This is a genomic window from Acinetobacter sp. 1294243 (assembly GCF_000588015.1).
Classification (GTDB): domain Bacteria; phylum Pseudomonadota; class Gammaproteobacteria; order Pseudomonadales; family Moraxellaceae; genus Acinetobacter; species Acinetobacter pittii.
In genome coordinates, this window is sequence record NZ_JFXG01000027.1 from 12,008 (window position 1) to 34,463 (window position 22,456).

Consider the following 22,456-nt stretch of genomic DNA (forward strand, 5'->3'; position numbering starts at 1 on the left):
GAAACATTTTGGAAATTTTTTAAATATTTTTAATTTTTATTAATGTATACCTATAGTTTAAATATTTAGGAAACAATAGTTGTTCATTAAAATTAATTTCTATCTTCTTTTATAAAGCTATAAATTCAATTCTTTTCATATTTTTAGAATTATTTTCATTTACTAGGCCAATTTTTATTATTAAAAAAAAAGAATATTTAATAGGAGTTAAGCACTCTAAAACCACTCAACTCCTTAGAAATGCTTAATCAATCCATCAACTTTTTACGGCGATACAATCCACAATTTCCAGAAAATAACGCTGCCAATAAACACGTAATGATGGCATAAGTCGCAACATTCATTCCAAATAGCTCAACAGCTAAAATAATAGAGGTCAACGGTGCCTTACTTGCTCCAGAAAACAGACTCACCAAGCCTAAGCCTGCAAGTAATGAAATGGGTAGGTTTAAAACTGCGCCTAAAGCATTACCTAATGTCGCACCCACATAGAACAACGGTGTAATTTCACCACCTTTAAAACCCGACCCTAAAGTGATGGCTGTAAAAATAGTCTTGTTAAAAAAGTCGTAAAACTCAATCGGTACATAAAAAGATGAAATGATTTTATCTGTACCCAAACCGTTGTATTGCTGATGCGCAGTGAACAGCGTAAGTAGCATAATGACAATACCACCCGCCATCGTTCTTAATGGTAAATAACGCACATATTTATAAAAGACGTCACTCGCAAAATGAATGGCAGCAATAAAGAAACGTGCGACTAGACCGAAGATCAGCCCTGCCACAATTAAGTTCATGAGCGTGCCAAAATGAATGGCTGGAAACTCACTAATCACATAAAAAATATGCGGATGAACAATATCAAATAGCTCAGGGATGGCCGATGCAATCAGCGCCGACACAAAGCATGGAAAAATAGCAGAGTATCTTAAATTACCTAAAGCAGTAATTTCTAACCCATAGATTGCACCCGCTAGAGGCAAACCAAACACCCCTGCAAAGCCCGCCCCAATACTGGCGATTAAACAGATTTTTCGGTTATCTTCCGAGACTTTTAATATATGGCTTAAGTGGTCAATTAAGGCACCTGAAAGCTGAACCGCTGGGGCCTCACGCCCTGCCGAACCACCGAATAACTGCGTTAAAATTGAAGTAATAAAAATGATGGGGCTCATTCGTTTTGGAATAAACGACTTAGGCTGGTGAATTTCATCAATCAGTAAATGAGTTCCCCGTTCAATCGGTGATCCATATTTTTTAATGAGATAACCAATGCCAAAACCCACAAAAGGCAAAAAGTAGATGAGCCAGTGATGCAGACTTCGGACTTTGTTTGAAATATCAAAAGCCACAAAAATTAAAGTCGAGGCCAACCCCGCGACGACTCCAATCACGATCGAGATGACGAGCCAATAGACACTGTATTTTAGAATTTGATCATATTCAGATGAAGGTAGAATTTTCATTCGCTTTCTTCAATTCGCCTTTGAGTGAGTGCCAAATTCTCAAATTGTTTTTATGCTGCCAGCTCATTAAGTGAGAAATGCTTAAACTGGGCTAAAAATTAAAGCCCGCATAAGCGAGCTTTCAATACAGTCAATACAGTGATTAATTTTCATATCACTAAACTGTGAGGAATATCTCATAATTAGTGCTAATTTTCAAGCTGAAAATGGTTAACGAGTACTGCGAAAAATAACGAACTAAGTGAATAAATAAGCATTCGATTTGACCCAATTAAACTGATGCTTAAGTGAGCCAAATCATTTATTCAAAACTTAATTAATACTCGCAATCACAGTTTCTGCATGACAGGTCGCGCCCTTCTCTGCGCCAATCTGAATAACGCCACTGCGGTGTGCCAGTACCTGTACTTCCATTTTCATGGCTTCCATAATGGCAACCACTTGGCCTTCTGTGACTTGCTCACCATTTTCGACTTTCCAAGCGCTAATCACACCATTAATTGGAGCAAGTAAATGCTCGGCACTTACTTCTGGCTCGGCAGTCTGCGCTTGAACTGCAGTTGCTGGGCCTTGTGCAAACATACCCGCAGGTAAACCTAAACGGTGTAACTTGCCATCAATTTCAATGTAGCTAAGCAGCATTGGCTGTTGATGGTTTGGAATGCCACGTTTGGTTGGCTTTAATTCTTGTTTAAAGTCATTTTCAATCCAGCGCGTGTGTACATTAAATTCATCTGTAAAGTCAGGTTCATTAAGTACCGCGCGGTGAAAATCTAAAACCGAAGCTACGCCTTCAATTTTAAATTGTTTTAAAGCACGTTTAGCGCGAGCAATTACAACTTCGCGGGTTGGACCAGTCACAATTAGCTTTGCCATGAGTGAGTCAAAATGGCTAGACACTAATGACCCAGTGCGAACACCTGTGTCTACTCGTACACCGTTACCAAACGGCGCTTCAAATAAACTCAATACACCAAAGGCCGGAATAAAACCACGTGCTGGGTCTTCAGCATTAATACGAAACTCAATGGCATGGCCTTGTGCTTTTGGTGTTTCTTTAATAGAAAGCGCTTCACCTTGTGCAACACGAATTTGTTCCACCACCAAATCGACTTTCGACGTTTCTTCGGTAACAGGATGCTCAACTTGCAAGCGTGTGTTTACTTCTAAGAATGAAAGCTTGCCGTCACGACTGAGTAAATATTCAACTGTACCTGCACCCACATAGTTTGCAGCCTGACAAATATTTTTTGCCGAGGTTAAAATTTGTTGGTAAATCTCATCGCTAATAAATGGCGCGGGCGCTTCTTCGACTAACTTTTGGTTACGGCGTTGCAACGAGCAATCACGTGTACCAAGTACCACAATATTGTTATGTTGGTCTGCTATCACCTGCGCTTCTACATGACGCGGTTTATCTAAATATTGCTCGACAAAACATTCACCACGGCCAAAGGCAGCTTTTGCTTCACGTACTGCCGACTCATAAAGCTCTTTGACTTCTTCGAGTTTCCACGCGACTTTTAAGCCGCGGCCACCGCCACCAAATGCAGCTTTAATCGCAATTGGTAAACCATATTGTTTGGCAAACTCTAAAGCTTCATCTGCATTATTGAGTGGGTCTTGCGTACCTTGAACCAAGGGCGCACCGACTGAAGCAGCAATTTTACGTGCTTCGATTTTATCGCCTAGTTTTTCAATAGCGCTTGGTGATGGCCCGACCCATTTTAAGCCTGCATCAATCACGGCTTGAGCAAACTCAGCACGTTCAGATAAAAAGCCGTAACCCGGATGGACCATGGTTGCTTTCGATTTCTTTGCAACTTCGATAATGGCTGGAATATTTAGGTAAGTCTCGCTAGCAGTCGTCCCCGCCAAACCCCATGCTTCATCTGCAAGTTCGACATGCATGCTGCCAATATCGTCATCTGCATATAACGCGACTGATGAAATTCCCATATCACGGCAAGCATGAATAATACGAACGGCAATTTCACCACGGTTAGCAATCAATAATTTTTCTGTATTCATCTTTCATTCTCAAAATCTGTAAATTCGGCAATTTTTTTAAATTTGATGCGGCAACCTGCCGGAATCTGTGCCACCAAATCCCAATGGTGTTTAGCAACAGAGGCAATGACCGGATATCCGCCCGTTAAAGGGTGATCATTCATAAACAAAACAGGCTGACCACTCGGTGGAATCTGCAAAGCACCAATACATGTACCTTCACTTTCCAGTTCATGGGTAATTTTGCGAGTTAAAGGCTGTGCCCCTGAAAGTCTTAGCCCGACTCGGTTGCTTTCATTGGTCACGAGCCATTCTTGCTGACATAGCAGTTCAATACTGTCTTGTTCGAACCAATCGGTACGTGGGCCCATCACAATATCTAGCTCAACGACTTCGCCAGCTTGTGGCAAATCGGTTTTACCAACTTCATTTACGCTAATATTGGTTGCCTTTACTTGCCCTTGATAAATGGTATCTCCAAGTTTTAAAGGCTCTGGACCTAACACTGCCAAGCTGTCAAACGAAGCACTATTGAGCACTGGTTCAACGTCTATACCACCACGAACGGCCAGATAGTTTCTTAAGCCTGCTGTTGGTGGTTGAATTTGAAATTCATCGCCTTCATCCAAATCAATCGGTTGATAGCTTGCAAAGTCTACGGTTTGACCATCGGCAAATTTCACACGAATGTTTGAGATTGCTCCTGCAACCCCAATAATCCCTGCATGTTGCATCTTTGCTTTTAAGCCACCATTTAAAACTTCAATGACGGGTGTGTCGGTTGGGTTACCGACAATACGGTTAGCACTGTGCATGGCAGATAAATCCATTGCCCCCGCCACGCCAACCCCAATATTGGTCTTGTTTAGGCGCCCTTCATCTTGAATGAGCATCTGTAAACTTGGTGCAGTAATCTTAAACAGTGGCACCGATTGTTTCGGCTCAACCTTAGGTGTAATTTGCTGTGGTACAGTCACAGTAGTTGGATTATGCGTCACATCTTCAAAATATACGGTCATACCCGGTAACAGTAACGCAGGGTTTTTACGCTCTAAATCCCACATTTTTTCTGATGTTGTACCAATCAGCTGCCAACCACCCGGACTGTCTTTTGGATAAATACCAGAGTACTTTCCAGCCAAACCCAAAGAGCCTGACGGTATTTTTTTACGAGGAACCGTTAAGCGTGGAATATCGGTAAAAGGCCGATCGGGACTGCTCATATACGCAAAGCCCGGTGCAAAACCAATAAAAGCCACATTCCACACGCTTTGGTGATGTTTTCTAATCACATCTGCAACAGTCAGCCCTTGTAGCTCGGCAACCTGAGCAAGGTCTTCACCATCGTAACGAATCGGCACAATCACTTCTTGGCCGCTACGCTCAAATCCAGAATCAATTTTGAGACTCTGAATTAAAGCAACCAGCGTTTTAAAGTTGGTTTCGATCTCATTAAAGAAAATCAAAATTGTTTTTGCAGCGGGGACTAAGTCTTTAATTCCATTCAATTGCGTATTTTGCAATTTATTGTACAACGCCAAAGTTTCCTCTAAGCTCGCAAGCTCAATCAGAAAACAATCGGCGTTTACCGATAAAAAACGCATTTGTTTATCCTTTTAATTCTTCTTTAGTCCAATTAGCCAATCCAAGCACGGTCAGGAATGTCGGTAATAAACATGTAACCCGGCGCATGACTAATCGCAAAAGGAATTTTCGAGTTCACGACCGCCGCTTGCGGCGTTACTCCACACGCCCAAAACACTGGAATTTCACCCGCTTCAATACGAGAAGCATCGCCAAAGTCTGGCTTATTTACATCCTTAATGCCTAAGCTTTCAGGGTGACCAATATGTACAGGCGCGCCATGTACACTCGGCATACGTGCTGTAATTTTTACCGCTTCACTAATTTGATGCGATGGAATTGGTCGCATGGAAACCACCATATTTCCTGAAATACGGCCTGCTGGTTCACACTTTATATTGCTTAGATACATCGGTACATTGGTGTCGTCATGAATATGGCGAACTTCAATGCCCGCTTCTTGCAAAGCTGTTTCAAACGAAAAACTGCAACCAATTAAGAATGTCACCAAATCAGGATGAGCGTTATAAATCTCTCTTGCATCGGTCACTTCATCGACCATTTGGCCATCTTTCCAAATGCGATAACGTGGGAAGTCAGTGCGGATGTCTGAGTTTGCTGCAAGCTTAGTTGCATAGATGCCTTCTTCGAGCACATCAAGCACTGGGCAGCTTTGCGGATTACGGTGTGCATAGAGTAAAAAGTCATATGCCCACTCTTTTGGCACCGAAATCATGTTGACCTGCGTCATGCCCGCAGCCATGCCTGCTGTCGGTTTATCAAAACCAGCACGGATTTTTAAACGCGCATCTAATGCGGCTTCAAGCTGAGCTGGGTCGACTTTAATATCCTTATACATGGTGCTCATCCTTATGCTTTGTTTACAAATGGGCGGATTTCAATATTATTTTTTACAAGCTCGGCTTTAATGGCTGCCGACATCTCTAGCGCACCGTCGGTATCACCATGTAAGCAAATGGTGTCGGCCTGAATTGGGGTAAATACGCCGTCAATTGACTCAACTCCACCATTTTTAAGCATAGACACCACACGGCTCGCAACAAATGCCGAGTCGTGTAAAACCGCACCTTCTAGACGACGAGATACCAGTGAGCCATCGCTGTTATAAGCACGGTCTGCAAAAGCTTCAGACACAACTTTTAAACCCGCAGCTCGTGCCTGTTCCACTAAGTTCGACCCAGCCAAAGCCACTAAAACCAGTTCAGGGTTATACATTTTAATTGCATCAATCACAGCTGCTGCTTGAGCTTGGTCATGGGCAATGGTGTTATAGAGCGCGCCATGTGGTTTAACGTATTGCACTTTTGAGCCTGCTACTTTAGCCAAACCATCGAGTGCAGAAATTTGGTAAAGCACATCGGCAATCAGTTCGTCACGTGACAAATCCATATTACGGCGGCCAAAGCCTACAAGGTCTGGATAAGACACGTGAGCGCCAATGGTCACATCAAGCTCAACGGCTTTACGAACCGTTTTTAAAATGCCGAGTGGGTCACCAGCATGAAAGCCACACGCAATATTGGCACTGGTCACGACAGGTAAAATCTGGTCATCATTACCCATTTTCCATGAGCCAAAGCTTTCACCCAAATCACTATTTAAATCTACAAACATGGCATTATTCCTTTATTACTTCACGCAGTCTGGTTTAAAGCTTGGTCAAATAGTTAAACACAGTCGTAAACGACATGTAGCCCATCCACCACGTTAACAGACATGTTAACCCACCCAAAATAAGCAACCATTTTGGATAGTTATAATTACCCATCAAATCTTTACGGCACGCGGCAACATACACAAAAATTGTAAGGCCAATTGGCAACACCAATCCGTTAAAACCACCTACGAAAATGAGTAGGCCTGCCGGAGTTGCACCCAATAGCACATAGAGCAATAAAGCCAATGCGATAAAGGTAATGGTCGTATAGTTGGTTTGTTTTGGTGTTAAGTTCTTTTTAAACGCAGTAAAGAATGACACCGAAGTATATGCTGCGCCAATGGTGCTACTAATACCCGCTGCCCAGAAAATTAAGCCGAATAATTTAAAACCAAATGTACCCGCTGCATATTGGAATGCTTGAGCTGCCGGATTGGCGTCATGGCTGGCTAAATCAATCGTTGCACCGCTCACCACCACACCTAAAAAAGCCAAGAACAACACATAGCGCATGATGCCGACCACAACAATGCCCTTGGTCGCAGCTTTAGCAACTTCATCAATATTTTCAGGGCCAACAGCGCCTTTATCGAGTAAACGATGTGCACCTGCGTAGCAGATATAGCCACCAACCGTACCGCCAACAATGGTGGTAATAATGGCAAAGTCGATCTGATCTGGAGCAAAGGTTTGATGTACAGCTTGCCCAACTGGAGGCATCACAATGACAGCAACGATAATAATCAGGAGGATTTTAAGCAATCCCAACACGATCATGCTTTTATCCATGACAAGCGTTGCTTTTCTAGAGGCAAAAATCAAAATGGCTAAAGCACCACTTAAAATACCTCCCCACTTTGTGTCGAGGCCAAAAAGCGCATTTAAACCTAAAGCTGCACCGGCAATGTTACCGACACTAAAGAAAAACCCGCCTAAAATCACCAGAAACGCCAGTAAATAACCACTACCCGGCAATGCTTTATTGGCAATGTCTGATGCACGCATTTGAGTAAGTGTCACCACTCGCCAAATATTTTGTTGAACCACATAATCAATCAGAATGGAAACTAAAATGGCAAAGCCAAATGCCGCGCCTAACTTGACTGTAAATACAGCAGTTTGGGTTAAAAATCCGGGCCCCATTGCAGAGGTCGCCATCATAAAGATCGAGGCCACAATGGCCCATTGGCGATCTGATAAAAAAGAAGATTTCAGTAAAGACATATTAATGCGTTCCTCATCCATTTGAGCTTAACAACGCTATTTTCAAGTTGAACCAAGAACACCATTTTTTCGTCCCAAACGATATTCTTTAATCCTTTAAAATGACAAAGATTCCCTGTTCCCCAATTAACACAATCGGTGATCAAATCTTGTGTCTAAAATAAAAACATAGCTAATCCCTACGGACAATAAGACTTTTTACATAAAATTAAATATTCAAATATTTGATTTTAAATAGTTTAGTATTTATTAAAAAATCAAGATAAGCTTTACTTATTGAAGTTAATAAGCTGCTTTTATGGTTTTACATACAAAACAGCTTTTTTTAAATAATAAAAAATGGGATAAAAGACACTCAAAAACAGCTTATTTTTTAATTTGCTCATTGAGCCTTTTCATAGCACATTCAGAGACCTTAACTGCAACTTCGGTTAATTTCTCTTTTAAGGCCACATCGTTTCCTTGAATGTAGATCGAGGTGAAATGGAACGTTTTTAATTGAATAGGCGTATTTAATATTTCTAGTTGCCCATCAGTAATTTCTTTTAACGCCTTTAAGGTCGGCACCACAGCAATACCCAAACCCTGCTCGGCTAAACGCAACAGAGTTGCCAATGAATAACTAGTAATTGAAAGTGGTTCATCAATCCCTTGCTCTTTCATTCGTGCTTTCAATTCTTTATAGGGATAGGTAATTTTTGGATAAGTTAAAATGGTATGCGACATTAAAGTTTTAAAAGACATTTGAGCAACACCACCTTTAAATGAAGGTGAAGCCAAGAAACTTAGTTCGAAGTCACACAAGGCTTGTTCAATACACTCAAAAGCTAAAGTTGGCCCAAGTAAAAAAGCCATGTCTAAGTCGCCTGTCCGAACGCCTTCTTGTAAGTTAGGCGTAAGGTCTACCACTATCTCTACTGAAATTTTTGGGAACTCTTGTTGAACCTTTTCGATATATTCAACTAACCACGTATAGACAATAGTTTCGGAAACACCCAAACGAATGGTGCCAGTCAGGTGCTGATTTTCAGTCAGTTCAGCCACCAGATCGGTCTCTAGGCGCATAAATTTTTCGGCGTACTTAAATAAAGTTAAGCCTTTGTGTGTTGGTTTAAGCTGCCGATAGTTTCGATCTAAAACTTTAAAGCCTAATTCATTTTCAAGAGATGTGATTTTTTGAGAGACCGCAGGCTGGGTGGTTTGTAATTTAGTCGCGGCCTTATTGAAGCTCTTTAAAGTCACAACCCAATAAAATGCTTCAAGATTCTTTAAATTCACGTGTCATCCTGTCTTAAAAAACTCCTTTACTTTTATAGTATGGGAGTTGTTAGCGTGATTAGGCTAGCAATAAATAAATTTTTAAATAAAATTAGCCATCTAAATTTTTAAATGCTTTAGAAAGCTGACTAATTGTTTTGATCTGTTTTGAATAACGGCGGCATGAGCGGCACGCCAATAAATGCAGTTGTAAACCACTTTGCTCACGTAATAACAACGGTCTATCTTGCTTTTCAGACAACAGTTGAGTGGCTTGTCGACATGTCAGCATGAACAATCCTCCTTCAATAACCATTTATTTTCTAAACATTCACGTAGTCTGGTACGACTCCGATACATCAACACATTAAAGTTTGAGATAGACAATTCCAACTTGCTACAAATCTCATTAGAACTCAGCTCTATCACCTCTCTCATCATAAAAACTTGAGCATATTTGGCAGGTAAATGATTTAAACAAGCTTCAAAAATTATCCAGAAATCTGCCTGCTCCATCATTTCTTCAGGGCTTTGCCATGCTTGAGGCGCCTCATATTTGTGCCAATGTCCAGAAGCATCAAACAGTGCATCAATACTCAGTTCACTTTCCTCATCTTTAAATAATTCTGTCATTGCGACCAAACGCGATTTTTGCCGAATCACATCAATAATTTTATTTTTTAAAATGGCAAATACCCATGTTTTGAACGCAGCCCGCCCTTTAAATGAATCTAAATGTTGAAAAGCACTCGTTAATGCTTCTTGCACCACATCTTCAGCTTGAGGAAGCGAAGACAACTGTAAAAAAGCAAACTTTATCATTTGCTGTCTTAAGTCTTGTAAAAAGGCTGGATTATGCAACTGATCTTCTATTTCTTCATGATCTGATGCCACGGCTGAAGTCATCCTTATACCTCTTTAAAATCATGCGGAACTTGAATCAATCGCATTCGAGTTAACATTGCTTTTAGTTCTTGAATTTGCAGATAAATATCATGTTCAGACAAATCGGTGAGTACAGATTGAATGAGTGTATGAATATCTTGGTCAGTTAACTTTACATTTTGAGTCAACTGTTCAATCACCATAGCAAACAAAGGCGAAAGCTGTTCAATACATACTTTGTCTTGTTCATCTCGCCAGACCATAATTGCTCCAGGCATAGGCTCGACCTGTTCTGGAATCATTAAAGTTGTCCACGTATAAACGGGATATTGATAAACCAATACCCATACTTGGGTGCTTAATTGCCAAGCGTAATTTTCATGCAAAACGACATCTTCAATTTCAACAGTATCTAAATACAACTCAAGCCATTCAAACTGTAACAACTCAGCCAACCAAGGATATTCTTGCAATATCGGGTGCTGCTGATCTGTCAAATATTCTCTAAATTCCAGAGAAATATCATTATACAAAGGCGAGCGACACTGAGCTTTTTGAAAAAACTCCGAGAGTAATTCTTGCCACTTTAACTCTGGCAACATCGCGCGAGCCACGGGATAAACTAAATCAATAAATGAACAGACATTATTAAAAAGTAAGTCTCGATAAATATGCATTCGTTCGGCAGGAAGAGCTTGAGGTAATTCCAAATTAGGATCTCTAATCCAGTCACAAAACTGTTGCATGGTTTGGAAGGATATTTGATTTTCCTTCATAGCCACTCTCCTGTTGTTGAATTATTTTGATTTTGGCTAGCTCCCTTTCTAATTCTTGCCATGATGGAATATTAAAGTCGCGCTCAAGTAAAGTTGCTTTCACACCACACACTTGATAGGTATATCTCAATAGTTCCCATACACGATCACAAACTTCTGCGCCATGCGTATCAATTAATAAATTTTTTTGAACTTGTTCATGTCCAGCAATATGTAAATAACGGATTCTCTCTTTTGGCATGTCCCGAATAAACCCAAATGCATCACTGCCATGATTAATGCTGTTGACATAGACATTATTTACATCCAGAAGCAAATCACAGTCTGCATATTGCAGAACCTCACGGATAAACTCCGCTTCACTCATTTCAGCATTGGGCATTAAATAAGTAGAAACATTCTCTATGACTAATCGTCTTCCTAAAATATCTTGAACACGTAAAATACGTTCAGCGACATATTGAACAGCCGCTTCAGTCATGGGGATTGGCAACAAATCATATAGATAGCCCCCATCATTTGTATAACTTAAATGTTCAGAATAAATCGAGACATCATATTGTTCTAAAAAGCTTTTTATTTTTTCGATAAATTCAAGATTGAGTGGATGAGGCCCGCCAATAGACAATGACAAGCCGTGACAAATTAATGGAGCTTTTTCAACACACTGTGCGAGTAATTTCGCGTGTCGTCCACCAAAACCTAGCCAGTTTTCAGGAGCAACTTCGATAAAATCTGGACATGTTTTTGCATCTAAAAACGAATCTATAAAATCACGCCTTAAACCCAGCCCTACACCATTCAACTCCATCATGGTGATTTCTCCTTTTGGAAATGATGCCGACACTTACTAAAAGGCCGACATCATCCATGATTAAATTGTTTACTTGGCACCACACTTACCATCAGCAACTTTTTTATCTGCACCGCACTTGCCATCCGCTGCTTTTTTAGTTGCACCGCATTTTCCGTCAGCTGCTTTTTTATCCGCACCACATTTTGCTTCGGCAGACTTTTCGTGGTTTTTCATTTTGTTAGCACCGCATTTTGCTTCACCGCATTTTCCATCTGCTGCTTTGGTTGCATGTGCTTCGGTTGTTGTATGGGTTGCTGCTACCGCCACTTGTGTAGCACCAGCAACTGAAAGTGCTAATAATGCCGCCACTGAAGTCATTGAGTTGAGTTTGTTCATTTTAGTATTCCTTTAAAGATAAATTCTCGGTTTGTACATTTGTACGTATAGTTAGACGGACCAAATCCTTTTTTATTACACCGTAAATAAAAAAATTTTTTATGTAAGAAATACAGTCTTTATCCGACTAATTAATATTCAATCGCACCGGATGTGAAATTATCATGAAGAATTTTATTTATGGCTTATCTCAATATTATCAAAAACTGGGTAAAACTCTACAACATGCGGACGGCATCGCAGCTCTGGCTCTTCGATTATATTTAGTTCCCATATTTTGGATGGCCGGCACAAATAAATTAATGCACTTCAATGATATTGTAGAATGGTTTGGCAACTCAGATGGAGGTTTAGGACTTCCCTTTCCGTATGTAATGGCCCTGCTTGCAACAACGACTGAATTAGCAGGTGCAATATTATTAACATTTGGTTTGCTAAGCGTTTAATTAGTATTCCCCTCATTATTACGATGTTAGTTGCTATATTTACGGTCCATCTACCGAATGGATGGCAAGCGATTGCTGATCCAAATGCACCCTTTGCAAACATGCAGGTCTTGGCCTCGGCTGAAAAGTTAGAGAAAGCTCGTGAAATATTACAAACCTACGGCAATTATGACTGGCTCACGTCTAGCGGTTCGTTTGTAATTTTAAATAATGGAATTGAGTTTGCCGTTACGTATTTAGTCATGCTACTCGCACTGCTTGTTCTTGGAGGCGGCCGTTACTTCAGTTTAGATTATTGGATTAAAAAGAAACTGCTCTAATTAATCATTACGCTAAAAATCCTACTGACAGCAACATAGAGCATCTTTTTCTTATTGTGTGCCATGTTACGCTCATGACACACAATCAATATTGAGGCAATTTGGTCAAACCAGAAGCTTGTTTGAAGTTATCTAACTCTCACAAAAATAATATCTAGGTCTTTTTTAGGTACAAACTTAGTCATGGTCATTTGAAATTGAGTTGGACTAATTTTTTTAACTGGCCCATCCCAACAAAATGAAACCAGTTCATCCTTATCACGCTCAATGGTGAGCTTAAAGTTTTCAATTGGTTTTGCCCAATTTGCACCCGTCGTTAAAATATAGCCCAAAGCACTAAACGGCGAATTTTCTGCACTGGCTTTTTTTAAGCCCTGCTTAAATTGTTTATCCATACAAAATTGCTGGTTATATTCATCTGGATAGAGAGCTACAGAGCCACCGACCAAAGGTTTATATTCATGGTGAATTTTAGTCAAACTATTGGCTTTGAAAGTCTGCTTCCAACTATAAACCACTTGAGATGACCACGGAATAACATCATCTTTTTTAAATTTGGCTAAAATTTTCTGTATTTGCGGCTTATTACATTGTTTTAGCTTGTCTACATAATATTCATAATCATAGTTAGTGCGAGTCCATGGGTTTAGCATCTCTTGTTCACTAAAACCGCATTGCTTAAACTCATCCGTTGCATCAATCAGTGGCGATTTTTCATCTTTTTGAATAAAGGTTCTAACATGCATATCAGGTTTTATATTTTTACCATCCACCACAATTTTAAAACTTTTTAAAAGCTGTTCGGTGTGAGCAAAATCAGACTCAAAAAAATTATCAATGCGTGGTAACGGGAATAAGATGGTTTCCGTTACGTCTTTATTGCTTAAGTTTTTATAAAGATAGTCGACCTTAATCAGTTTTTTACTGATGAATAGATCTTCGCTTTGCATAGCAATCTGTGAGTTTTTGAGATATTGAATCCCACCCGTACCCACGTAACCCGTAGAGTCGTTGGCTAGTCCATAGGTAGATAACGAAGCTAAAACAGCAAAGGTTAATACAAACGTTTTCATTTTAAAGCGCTCTGTCATTTTCTAATTATAAAATATCGATCTGGAATAAAGCATAACTATTTAAGCACAGGTGCGGTTAGTTTTTTAGTAATGACTTATATCGCTTTAAATCTAAAAACTTTAATGAAAACTTAGCTTTTGTCTCGTCATCTTTTTAGGCACACTAATTTTTCCAATAAAGTTGGTTAGCCATAAAATGCATTCATCACGATGTTCAAAGTGAGGAATCAAACTTAGGTCAATTTTTATATCCCGATCTGCTATAGGCAAACTTAAGCAATATTCAAAGTCGATCGAGTTATATTTTAATCTCAGATTTTTTTCTGCGGCCTGTTTTTTTATTTCAGCCATAATTCGGTTGAGGTTAACGATTAAATCATTTGAAATTTGATTGTTCTCATAGACCCGTTCATAGACGTTTTCAGCAACGTCTATATATTTTATAAGCTCTGCGTTTTCATTCATCTCATTCATACTCTCTTTTTTTTAAAATTATGAACAGCTAAATGTTTAATTGCGTTACTTGGCACGTGGGTTATGTGAAAAACGTATATTTTCATTTACCAAAAGATTAATTTAAGATTTTGATATTTATAAAAAACATTTTATATTTTCACATTTGCATACATTTAAGATTTTCCGAATATTAAACTTTGGTTATCAAAATAACTCAGTCTTCATTTATTTTTAGATAAAAAAAACCGCCCCAGAAGGCGGTCGCTGAGTTAAAACCAGCAGGTATATAGAAGTAAGGTGGACGTTTACTTCTATATTCTTTTATGAAGGAGTTTTATTGGTTTTAATAAAATCCTCAGATTTAAAATAATTAATAATCATGTCTGCATGCTCTTCTTTTGGAGGAGTGACAGTCATAGGAAATGCCTCTTTCGACATCTTAAAACCTGGGGGTAAAAAGTGCGAAATTGGCGGTAGTTTCGGTTTTCCACCTTCTGTGATTCGCTCGATAAAACCAGCTAACCAGAGAAGATATTCACCTTCATTTGCGAACTTCGGCATAACACTCAGATCAATTTGAACTTTGCATTCACTTAACGGTTTCGTTAAGTTTTCTTCAAAGTCGATATAGTTGAACTTGAGCTTAAACTCAGTTCCTTTGATGGCTTTTCGAATCTGACTAATTAAACAGTTAAGGTTCTGAGTAATGTCATCAGTGAATAAGCTATCTTTTTTTATATTTTTATAAACCTTTTCGGCTACAGCTAGATACTTTGGCATTAACCTCTCTCCGTACTATTGTTATAAAGTTCTGATCTATGAATGTTTTCTGTCTTTGATTATGCTTAAAGTAGTGTAATTAAAGGTAGCCTTATTAGAGTGGTTTGTAAGTAGTTAGTGCTTTATGTAAATTGCACCATAAAAACTCTAAAAAAAATTAAGGTTTTGATAACTCATCCGCAAAAAAGCATGGTTGAATAGAGATCGTCAGAAATATTTACTTTCATATTAAATTTACCATTTGGTAAAATTAATATGTTTTCATTTGCTTATCTCGTTTTACCAGCCCTAAAACAGCTCGACGTACTCGTATTTCTTCTTCAGAAAAAGGTAAATGCTCGATGAGCTCGTAAATTGAGAGAGAATTATTTTCTATCAAGAAACAGTCTTGCTCTGTTGTCCAATTAGCCGTAGTCGATTCAGTTTGTTTTAAATAGCGTTTCATATTTCCTAGCAGACTTGTTTAGACTACAAAAAGCCTGCCTTTAGGCAAGCTTATATTTCAGGTTTTGAATTGGTTATTATTATAGCAGTCCATAAATGATATGTTCAGTTAATATTGTAGCTGCCCTAATTAAACATTATAAAAAAAGCCCACTCACTGTGGGCTTCTTAATGGTTATTGTGCGGCATTTACCCCAACAATAAATTGACTACAATTAGAACCTTCAGATGCATTACCTAATTGCTTTTCAGAGAATTTAAATTTAGAGGCAACTGACTCGTAATCTTTTTTAAGGGTTTGGCCAGTTAACTCTCCAAGCTCTTTGACTTGTTCTGGTTGTAAGATGCCATGTTCAACTGCTTGATTTACCATGACACAGGCTGTGGTCATCGCGTCATAACGCGCAGCAGTTTTAGAGTAACCTAGAGCACCGATTACACCACCAATAATTAAGCCAATAATCACCGCTAAAGTTACGTGCATTTTATTCATTTTTTAAATACCTAAAAAATCTAACTAAACTAAAAAGGAACACTTCAAAAGATTGTGTTCAAGCCCAATTAGGATAGTCGCGTTTATAGGTTATAAAAAGTTAGATTCTGTCACATTTTTTGATAGGTTAAGTGAAATGTGTTTTATCAATTCAAAAGAAAAATATCAGACCTTCCTAGTTCTCTTTCGTTTTTTGCTTGATACCTCTAAAGGAATAGCCACCTTACCTGTACCTAACCCGCGAAAAAAATAATTAATGATGTATAAGAATAAAAGACCAAAATAAAAAATAGGAAAAATGCTAAAGGCAGTACTTATAATTTCCCAAAACATAACCCCGACTCTATAGTTATAACAGAATGATATGAGTCCACCTCTACGTCTAGGCCTTTGCTGAGTAATATCATCCTCAATAAAGTGAAAAATTCCCATGACAAAACACCCAGCAAATGTACTTGAGACTAAAGTCTTTTTAATTAGAGGCTTTTCTAGCCAAGGGTATTTTTTTGAAGATTCAAATTCAGCTTTGAAAAAGAATTTATAAATTTCTTCTTGATAAGCTTTATTAATCCCCTGTTCTTTAATAAAAAAATAGCAGATAACACAACCAACAAAGAACATGACTATAGTTATGTAAATGCTATAAAGAATCGTAAAAAACGGTAATGGGCCTTTCGTACCAACAGTCACATGCATAGTTTGTGTGATGTATTGATATAGCTCGTACTGCCATTCATTTTTAGGATAAGTAGGAAATACAAATAAAGGAATAATAAAAAGAATAGAACATATAGCTATAGTTCCTTTGTTCTCTTTACTTTTCCGTGCAATCGTAGAAAGAAAATTTTTAGAAGACATATCTATATTTTACAATTTGGAATCATGTGCTTAGCTTTATAAAACTCATCAAAAGCCTTCATATCATTTAACCATGGAGAGATAGTTTCCAGATTACGTTTATTAATTTTTTTTAATGCCAATAGCCTTGGTGAAGAATAATTTTTCTGCTGAATTTTTTGATTATATTGTTGTACAAACATAAGCTTTAAGCATAATCCTCGAATGCCCTTATTACCAAAATATGAATACTCAGAATATTTATTTAAGACATCTTTCATTTCTTTATGTTCACCATTCCAAACATAAAATGAGCTTAAACCATTCAAATCGTTAATATATATTTCATCATTAATTTGGTTTAACTCTAGCCCTTCTTTTAAAATAATACTGTTTATTTCCACTTCATCAGATAAGTCCATCCAAAAAAAAGAAGCCATGACTTCTTCTGAAAATCTTATTCTAGCTTGCTCTGTATCCTTAGGATATACAATAAAAAAATAATACAATCCTAGAAAAATAATAAAACCTAATATAATAGAAAGTAATCTCCAAAAATTAGTACCTTTTATAATATTCATAACAAGCCATTCATTTTATTTAATATCTTGTGAACGAACTTTACTCTATGTTTTAGATGAAATCAAAAGAAGAGAGAGAAAGTTTCCTTATATGAAATATATACTTATTTTTACTGTGCTCTTTTATGTTTAAAAGAGCACTTTCTGAAGGGAACTTTGAGATATTTCTAAGTTATTAAGGTAAAAACGGTTTTGTTAAAAATACAAACCCGACAGAGAAAAAAGCATTATCGTGATGAGAAATTTGGTTGCCATAACTTGCGTTTAATTGAACCAATTCTTTATAGACCATGTACCGAAAACCTGTTTGGTAAAAAGCATCATTTCGATCATTGCCATATACTTCGGCAGTGAATGTTAATGGATGGGTAAGTTGTGTTTCGGTTCCAATGCCCCACGTGGTTTGGCTTTTATGCGAGATATTTTCACGTAACCAACCAAGGTTGGCATGGATTAAAAACTTATCATCCAAAGTAGAAAGACTTAAAGGAACATTAACCGTCCAATCTTTCTTTGTAGAATCCTTAGTATTGATTTGAGTACCAAATGAAAAACCGATTCCCCAATCATTCGTTTCTAAAGGTTTAAATAAGGTCTTGCCTTGTAGAGTTGCATAACTGACATGCTCAGTATCATCATTTACTCTCCCCATCCCTACAGCAAATTCAAAATTACCACCAAAATTACAGGCTGGTGTTGCCCAATATTCTTTGCTGTCAGAGTTATGCTGTGCCCATGTTTCTAGCTGACAAGTTTTTGGAGAAACAAGAGCAGCATCGTCAACAACCATAGGTCGTCCACTATGGCTCGCGCTAGACAATGCGAATAAACAGAAACCAGAAATAAGTGAGCGTTTCTTTAAAGTAAATAACATTGGCATCACTCCCATAAGTCATGGAGCACATGCAAGTACTGAAACCCGTCATGAATAAATCATGGGTTCATAATAGAAATGAAAAGATGGAAATAAAAAAACCTCTTCTTGCATCCACAAAAAGAGGTCTGTCAGGACTTCAGTGGATACTTAGACTATTACCGATCGACTACTGTCACTCGAGCAAGTACTCACATTGAAGCTCCTAAAAATTAGTTGGGCGGATTCTAAAATTACCTTTGTTAAATATCAAGTTAAAATTTCGTGTCAGTCTAAGCAATAGAAAAACAGCTTATTTTAAAAACTCTTTCACAGTTTCTTGCATACTTGTCGTTGCGCGGCCAATGAGCTGATGCAGATCTTTGCTATCACTATATAAACCGTCTTTAGACACGCCTTCATCCGAATCTGCCAATATATGAGCAAACCCTTCTGGTACACCAACCTGCACTAAGAATGCTTTATGTTCTTCTTCGGGTAAATCTTGATAAGTTACATCTTTTTGAGTGATTTCACTTGTCCATTTTGCCACATCATCAAGGGTGTAACTTGTATCACCTGCCAGCTCATAAATCTTATTTTCATGCCCATCTTGCGTTAATACCACAGCGGCCGCAGTTGCATAATCTAGACGTGAAGCAGAAGAAATTTTACCGTGATGAGTTGCCCCAAAAATTTTGCCATGCTCAACTGCTTGTTTAAGGCCCATTGCATAATTTTCGTTGTACCAGTTATTGCGTAATAACGTGTAGGGAATATTCGATGCTTTTAAATATTGTTCAGTTTCAACATGTTCTTGTGCAAGTAAAAGCGGTGTTACATCTGCTTTTAATAAACTTGTGTAAGCAATAAATTTTACATGCGCGAGTTTTGCTGCATTAATAATATTTTGGTGTTGTACTGTGCGTTGACCAATTTCATTTGATGAAATTAATAAAAGCTTATCAATACCTTGCAATTGCTCTGAAAGTTTTTCTACATCATTAACATAATCAAAAGGACGAGCTTCTATCCCTTTTGAACTTAAATCTAAAGCTTTTTCTGGATTACGGACTAATGCCACAATATTTTTTGCTTCGGTCCGTTCAAGTAATTGAGAAATAACGAATTGACCAAGTTGACCTGTTGCACCAGTAACTGCAATACGCATGGTGATCTCCATCTGATGTAATTGAAATATTTCAATCATCGTAGTATCTTCACTTACTAAAAGTAAGTACTTACCTAAAAGTAAGTTCAGCATTAAATGTAAACTTTTGTAATGCAGGTAATGAGCAATGAAAGGTCTAGTTTTTGCAGCAAACTGTCCATCTAGAAAAATTTTGTTAACACTAACAAGCCGTTGGAGCGTTTTAATTTTAGTTGCATTACGTGATCAGCGTTTGCGCTTTAATGAATTAAAAAAATTAATTGATGGGATTAGTGAAAAAATGCTGGCACAAACCTTAAAGTTACTTGAGCAAGATGGCTTTATCTTTCGTCAGGACTATGCCGAAGTGCCCCCTCGAGTAGATTATCAATTAACAGACTTTGGCCGAGAAGCTTCCGATAGACTTTTTGATTTAACGGATTGGCTTGAAAATAATATATCTCAGTTATTAGAACAGCAGCCTCGTTCAGACTTAGTTTAATAAGCAAATCTTTGTATATTTAAATTTGCTTCACGATTGATATATCTTCATCTAACTTTGATCAACAAACTTAGAGTCCGTACTCCTTTACCCAAACCCCAACAAAAAACACTCAAGCACTCTTTCCCGCTCGATTGCCACATCCGAGCTTATAAGCTGAATAATTGCACCCTCAATCATATATAAAAATAGCTTGGCATCCTGAAAGGTAACATCGTTTTTTTGTTTTATAAGCTGGCTATAAATTTCATTAAGTAGCCATGTGCGATATCTCACTGCTGTGATATAGGCTTTTGAATAGGTCAGTTTCGTTTCAAAAATTGCTTTAAATAATAGGTAATACATCCCCTCTACATCGGTATGTAAGTAATAAAGTTTCTTAAGTTTTTCCTTCACGCTTGTGTTCTGGTTGTACCCAACAATTGAGACCACTTTTTCTTTTAAACGTTCTTTTTGTACGATTAAACAGATTTCAATAAACCGCTCTTTAGAATGAAAGAAGTTATAAAAAGTTGCTTTGGTAATTTCACACTCTTTGATGATTCTATCTACCCCAACGGTATGAAAGCCACGGTGGTGAAATAAATCAATCGACTTGTTGATGACTTGTATGGCACGGGAAGAAAGCACTAACTTTGGCATAGTTTTACCGTTATAAAAATTCTTGTTGTATATAAATGAGATAAAAAACCTGTACCCTTTCTGGGAGAAAAAAAGGCACAGCAAAGCCTATAAAGACTGTGCTTGGCACATCTCAAGTTTTATTGTTGAGTAAGTTTTTTGGTCGTGACGATTTAAAGCTTGAAAACCTTAGGGCGATCAAACTGCTTTAAACGTTTAAGCTGTGTCGTAATAACTTATGGCAAGGGCCGCCAAGAAATAATGGATGTGCAAAGCCAACTCCTTTTTATTGGGAGTTCTGCCAGACATTAAAATTATGGTGGCAGAACGAGAAAGGGTTGACGGACTGGTCATAGAGCCAGCACACCCGAAGGTGTCCCCCTCCCGTTCTGAACTGCACCCCATAAGTTAGACTTTTAAAACTTATGAGGTGTGCTCTATGCCAATTCCGAAGCATTCAAAAGAGTTAAAATTAAAAGTCATTCAAGCTTATTTAGAGGGAAGTAAAGGATATAAAATCCTTTCACAAGAATTTAATGTAGATCTCCAAACCATCCACTTATGGATTGAAAACTATAAGGCACAAGGTGAAGATGGCCTGAATGTTAAAACTAAAAAAACCTACTACTCTTCCGAATTTAAAATCAAGGCTGTACAAATGCTTCTTGATAAGATACCGGTAAGAGAAGTTAGAAGACGGTTAAATCTGAGCGGGACGTCAATTTTAAGAAGGTGGCTAGCTCAGTATCATAAAGAAGGGATTGCTGGGTTTAATACCACGAGGATTTATACCAATATGCTTAAACAAGATAAAACTAAAATAACCAAGTCTGTAAAAGATGACAAAGATAAATCTCAGCAGGAGCTCATTGATGAAGTGACCGCTTTACGAGCAGAGGTTGCCTTTTTAAAAAAGCTAAAAGCCTTAAAACTGAAGCAACGTACCTAAATTCAATTTCTACTGCAGACAGTGTTCAAGTTATTTCAGAATTAAGGCAAATTTATCCATTAAAGCTCTTACTCAGTATTGCCAAGATCGCTCGTAGTACTTATTTCTATCACATGAAAGCTGTACGCTCTAAGGATAAATATACTGAGTTAAAACAGCAGATCAAGTCCATATATCACAAGCATAAGGGATGCTATGGCTATCGTAGAATTACTCTTGCTCTGAAAAGTACAGGAATAATAATCAACCATAAATGTGTATATCGTCTTATGAAAACTATGGGACTTAAATCACGTATCAGAGCACTAAAATATCGCTCATATAAAAGTGGTTGTGTCGGGATGGTGGCCGATAACATTATGCAACGGCAATTTAAAGCGAACCGTCCCAACCAGAAATGGGCAACTGATGTGACGGAATTTAATGTTAACGGTGAAAAACTTTATCTATCACCAATTATAGATTTATTTAATGGGGAAATTATTACCTTCCGGATCCAACGTAAACTCAATTATGAGTTAGTGAAAGATATGCTCATTCATGCTTTAGCTAAACTTAAGCGACATGAGAAACCAATTCTCCATTCAGATCAAGGATGGCAATATCAAATGGCTCATTATCAACAGCAATTAAAGCAACATGGTTTAATTCAAAGTATGTCTCGTAAAGGAAATTGCTTAGATAATGCTGTAATAGAAAGCTTCTTTGGAATATTAAAATCGGAGTGCTTTCATGGTGAAAAATTTCAATCAACTGATGAGTTAGAGAAAACTATACGAGAGTACATTCATTATTATAATCATGAGAGAATCAAGGTGAAGCTACAAGGTTTATCCCCTGTACAATATAGAAACCAGTTTTTAAAAACTGCTTAAC

At 37.9% G+C, this 22,456-nt stretch carries 25 protein-coding genes and 1 pseudogene; 4 read left to right on the forward strand and 22 right to left on the reverse strand.

Annotated features, from left to right (window positions below; translation table 11 throughout):
• Window positions 1-248 precede the first annotated feature (248 nt).
• From J655_RS22735 to J655_RS22790, 12 genes are all read right to left on the reverse strand, one after another.
• The gene (locus tag J655_RS22735) at window positions 249-1,469 is read right to left on the reverse strand and encodes a chloride channel protein (RefSeq protein ID WP_017400097.1); all 1,221 of its coding nucleotides are present in this window, start codon (window positions 1,467-1,469) and stop codon (window positions 249-251) included.
• Between the two features lie 312 nt (window positions 1,470-1,781).
• The gene (locus J655_RS22740; protein ID WP_032053278.1) at window positions 1,782-3,500 is read right to left on the reverse strand and encodes an acetyl/propionyl/methylcrotonyl-CoA carboxylase subunit alpha; all 1,719 of its coding nucleotides are present in this window, start codon (window positions 3,498-3,500) and stop codon (window positions 1,782-1,784) included.
• On the reverse strand, window positions 3,497-5,083 hold the full coding sequence (locus tag J655_RS22745; protein WP_032007628.1) for an urea amidolyase family protein: 1,587 nt from the start codon (window positions 5,081-5,083) through the stop codon (window positions 3,497-3,499). The genes J655_RS22740 and J655_RS22745 overlap by 4 nt, the downstream gene beginning before the upstream one ends.
• Window positions 5,084-5,115: 32 nt before the next feature.
• Complete coding sequence (locus J655_RS22750) at window positions 5,116-5,931, reverse strand: putative hydro-lyase (RefSeq protein WP_080973428.1); 816 nt, start codon at window positions 5,929-5,931, stop codon at window positions 5,116-5,118.
• 2 nt (window positions 5,932-5,933) lie between these two features.
• Entirely contained in the window at window positions 5,934-6,698 is a 765-nt protein-coding gene (locus J655_RS22755; RefSeq protein WP_032007626.1) for a LamB/YcsF family protein, read from the reverse strand.
• Window positions 6,699-6,732: 34 nt separating this feature from the next.
• Complete coding sequence (locus J655_RS22760) at window positions 6,733-7,986, reverse strand: NRAMP family divalent metal transporter (RefSeq protein WP_081403818.1); 1,254 nt, start codon at window positions 7,984-7,986, stop codon at window positions 6,733-6,735.
• Window positions 7,987-8,331: 345 nt separating this feature from the next.
• The gene (mumR, locus tag J655_RS22765; protein WP_032053281.1) at window positions 8,332-9,243 is read right to left on the reverse strand and encodes a LysR family transcriptional regulator MumR; all 912 of its coding nucleotides are present in this window, start codon (window positions 9,241-9,243) and stop codon (window positions 8,332-8,334) included.
• A gap of 91 nt (window positions 9,244-9,334) precedes the next feature.
• On the reverse strand, window positions 9,335-9,514 hold the full coding sequence (locus J655_RS22770) for a zf-HC2 domain-containing protein (protein WP_017400102.1): 180 nt from the start codon (window positions 9,512-9,514) through the stop codon (window positions 9,335-9,337).
• On the reverse strand, window positions 9,508-10,128 hold the full coding sequence (locus J655_RS22775) for an RNA polymerase factor sigma-70 (RefSeq protein ID WP_005070082.1): 621 nt from the start codon (window positions 10,126-10,128) through the stop codon (window positions 9,508-9,510). The genes J655_RS22770 and J655_RS22775 overlap by 7 nt, the downstream gene beginning before the upstream one ends.
• A 2-nt stretch (window positions 10,129-10,130) precedes the next feature.
• A complete protein-coding gene (locus J655_RS22780) occupies window positions 10,131-10,883 on the reverse strand; it encodes a DNA-binding domain-containing protein (RefSeq protein WP_032007624.1) in 753 nt (250 codons plus the stop codon).
• Window positions 10,837-11,697 (reverse strand): DUF692 domain-containing protein, encoded by an 861-nt coding sequence (locus tag J655_RS22785; RefSeq protein WP_019767859.1) that lies wholly within the window; start codon window positions 11,695-11,697, stop codon window positions 10,837-10,839. The genes J655_RS22780 and J655_RS22785 overlap by 47 nt, the downstream gene beginning before the upstream one ends.
• Window positions 11,698-11,766: 69 nt before the next feature.
• On the reverse strand, window positions 11,767-12,075 hold the full coding sequence (locus tag J655_RS22790) for a hypothetical protein (protein ID WP_002122109.1): 309 nt from the start codon (window positions 12,073-12,075) through the stop codon (window positions 11,767-11,769).
• 164 nt (window positions 12,076-12,239) lie between these two features.
• Here J655_RS22790 and J655_RS0104860 point away from each other — a divergent pair.
• Window positions 12,240-12,841: pseudogene (locus J655_RS0104860) on the forward strand (DoxX family protein).
• A gap of 128 nt (window positions 12,842-12,969) precedes the next feature.
• Here the strand turns inward: J655_RS0104860 and J655_RS22795 are convergent.
• The 9 genes from J655_RS22795 to J655_RS22830 form a co-directional block, all read right to left on the reverse strand.
• Window positions 12,970-13,914 carry a DUF4424 family protein gene (locus J655_RS22795; protein WP_032007622.1) on the reverse strand — a complete coding sequence of 315 codons (945 nt, stop codon included), beginning with the start codon at window positions 13,912-13,914 and terminating at the stop codon, window positions 12,970-12,972.
• A 120-nt stretch (window positions 13,915-14,034) separates the two neighbouring features.
• Window positions 14,035-14,379, reverse strand: coding sequence for a hypothetical protein (locus J655_RS22800; RefSeq protein ID WP_032007621.1), 345 nt, complete (start codon window positions 14,377-14,379; stop codon window positions 14,035-14,037).
• 312 nt (window positions 14,380-14,691) lie between these two features.
• On the reverse strand, window positions 14,692-15,150 hold the full coding sequence (locus tag J655_RS22805) for a hypothetical protein (protein WP_017403056.1): 459 nt from the start codon (window positions 15,148-15,150) through the stop codon (window positions 14,692-14,694).
• A 250-nt stretch (window positions 15,151-15,400) separates the two neighbouring features.
• Entirely contained in the window at window positions 15,401-15,595 is a 195-nt protein-coding gene (locus J655_RS22810) for a hypothetical protein (protein WP_032007619.1), read from the reverse strand.
• A 174-nt stretch (window positions 15,596-15,769) separates the two neighbouring features.
• Window positions 15,770-16,087: a hypothetical protein gene (locus J655_RS22815; RefSeq protein WP_005802557.1), complete on the reverse strand. Its 318-nt coding sequence runs from the start codon at window positions 16,085-16,087 to the stop codon at window positions 15,770-15,772.
• Window positions 16,088-16,252: 165 nt separating this feature from the next.
• Window positions 16,253-16,945: a hypothetical protein gene (locus J655_RS22820; RefSeq protein WP_032007617.1), complete on the reverse strand. Its 693-nt coding sequence runs from the start codon at window positions 16,943-16,945 to the stop codon at window positions 16,253-16,255.
• Window positions 16,946-16,947: 2 nt separating this feature from the next.
• Window positions 16,948-17,505: a hypothetical protein gene (locus J655_RS0104865; RefSeq protein ID WP_032007616.1), complete on the reverse strand. Its 558-nt coding sequence runs from the start codon at window positions 17,503-17,505 to the stop codon at window positions 16,948-16,950.
• Window positions 17,506-17,680: 175 nt separating this feature from the next.
• Window positions 17,681-18,385: a hypothetical protein gene (locus J655_RS22825; protein WP_032007615.1), complete on the reverse strand. Its 705-nt coding sequence runs from the start codon at window positions 18,383-18,385 to the stop codon at window positions 17,681-17,683.
• Window positions 18,386-18,671: 286 nt separating this feature from the next.
• Window positions 18,672-19,529 (reverse strand): SDR family oxidoreductase, encoded by an 858-nt coding sequence (locus J655_RS22830; RefSeq protein WP_032007614.1) that lies wholly within the window; start codon window positions 19,527-19,529, stop codon window positions 18,672-18,674.
• Between the two features lie 127 nt (window positions 19,530-19,656).
• Here J655_RS22830 and J655_RS22835 point away from each other — a divergent pair, with 127 nt between their 5' ends.
• Window positions 19,657-20,010 (forward strand): winged helix-turn-helix transcriptional regulator, encoded by a 354-nt coding sequence (locus tag J655_RS22835; protein WP_017481458.1) that lies wholly within the window; start codon window positions 19,657-19,659, stop codon window positions 20,008-20,010.
• An 87-nt stretch (window positions 20,011-20,097) separates the two neighbouring features.
• Here J655_RS22835 and J655_RS22840 read toward each other — a convergent pair whose 3' ends face one another.
• Window positions 20,098-20,652: a TetR/AcrR family transcriptional regulator gene (locus J655_RS22840; RefSeq protein ID WP_032007613.1), complete on the reverse strand. Its 555-nt coding sequence runs from the start codon at window positions 20,650-20,652 to the stop codon at window positions 20,098-20,100.
• A 418-nt stretch (window positions 20,653-21,070) separates the two neighbouring features.
• Here J655_RS22840 and J655_RS22845 point away from each other — a divergent pair, with 418 nt between their 5' ends.
• Window positions 21,071-21,580, forward strand: a complete 510-nt coding sequence (locus tag J655_RS22845) for a helix-turn-helix domain-containing protein (protein ID WP_032053282.1) — start codon at window positions 21,071-21,073, stop codon at window positions 21,578-21,580.
• A 32-nt stretch (window positions 21,581-21,612) separates the two neighbouring features.
• Window positions 21,613-22,455 (forward strand): IS3 family transposase, encoded by an 843-nt coding sequence (locus J655_RS22850; protein ID WP_230445321.1) that lies wholly within the window; start codon window positions 21,613-21,615, stop codon window positions 22,453-22,455.
• Window position 22,456 lies beyond the last annotated feature (1 nt).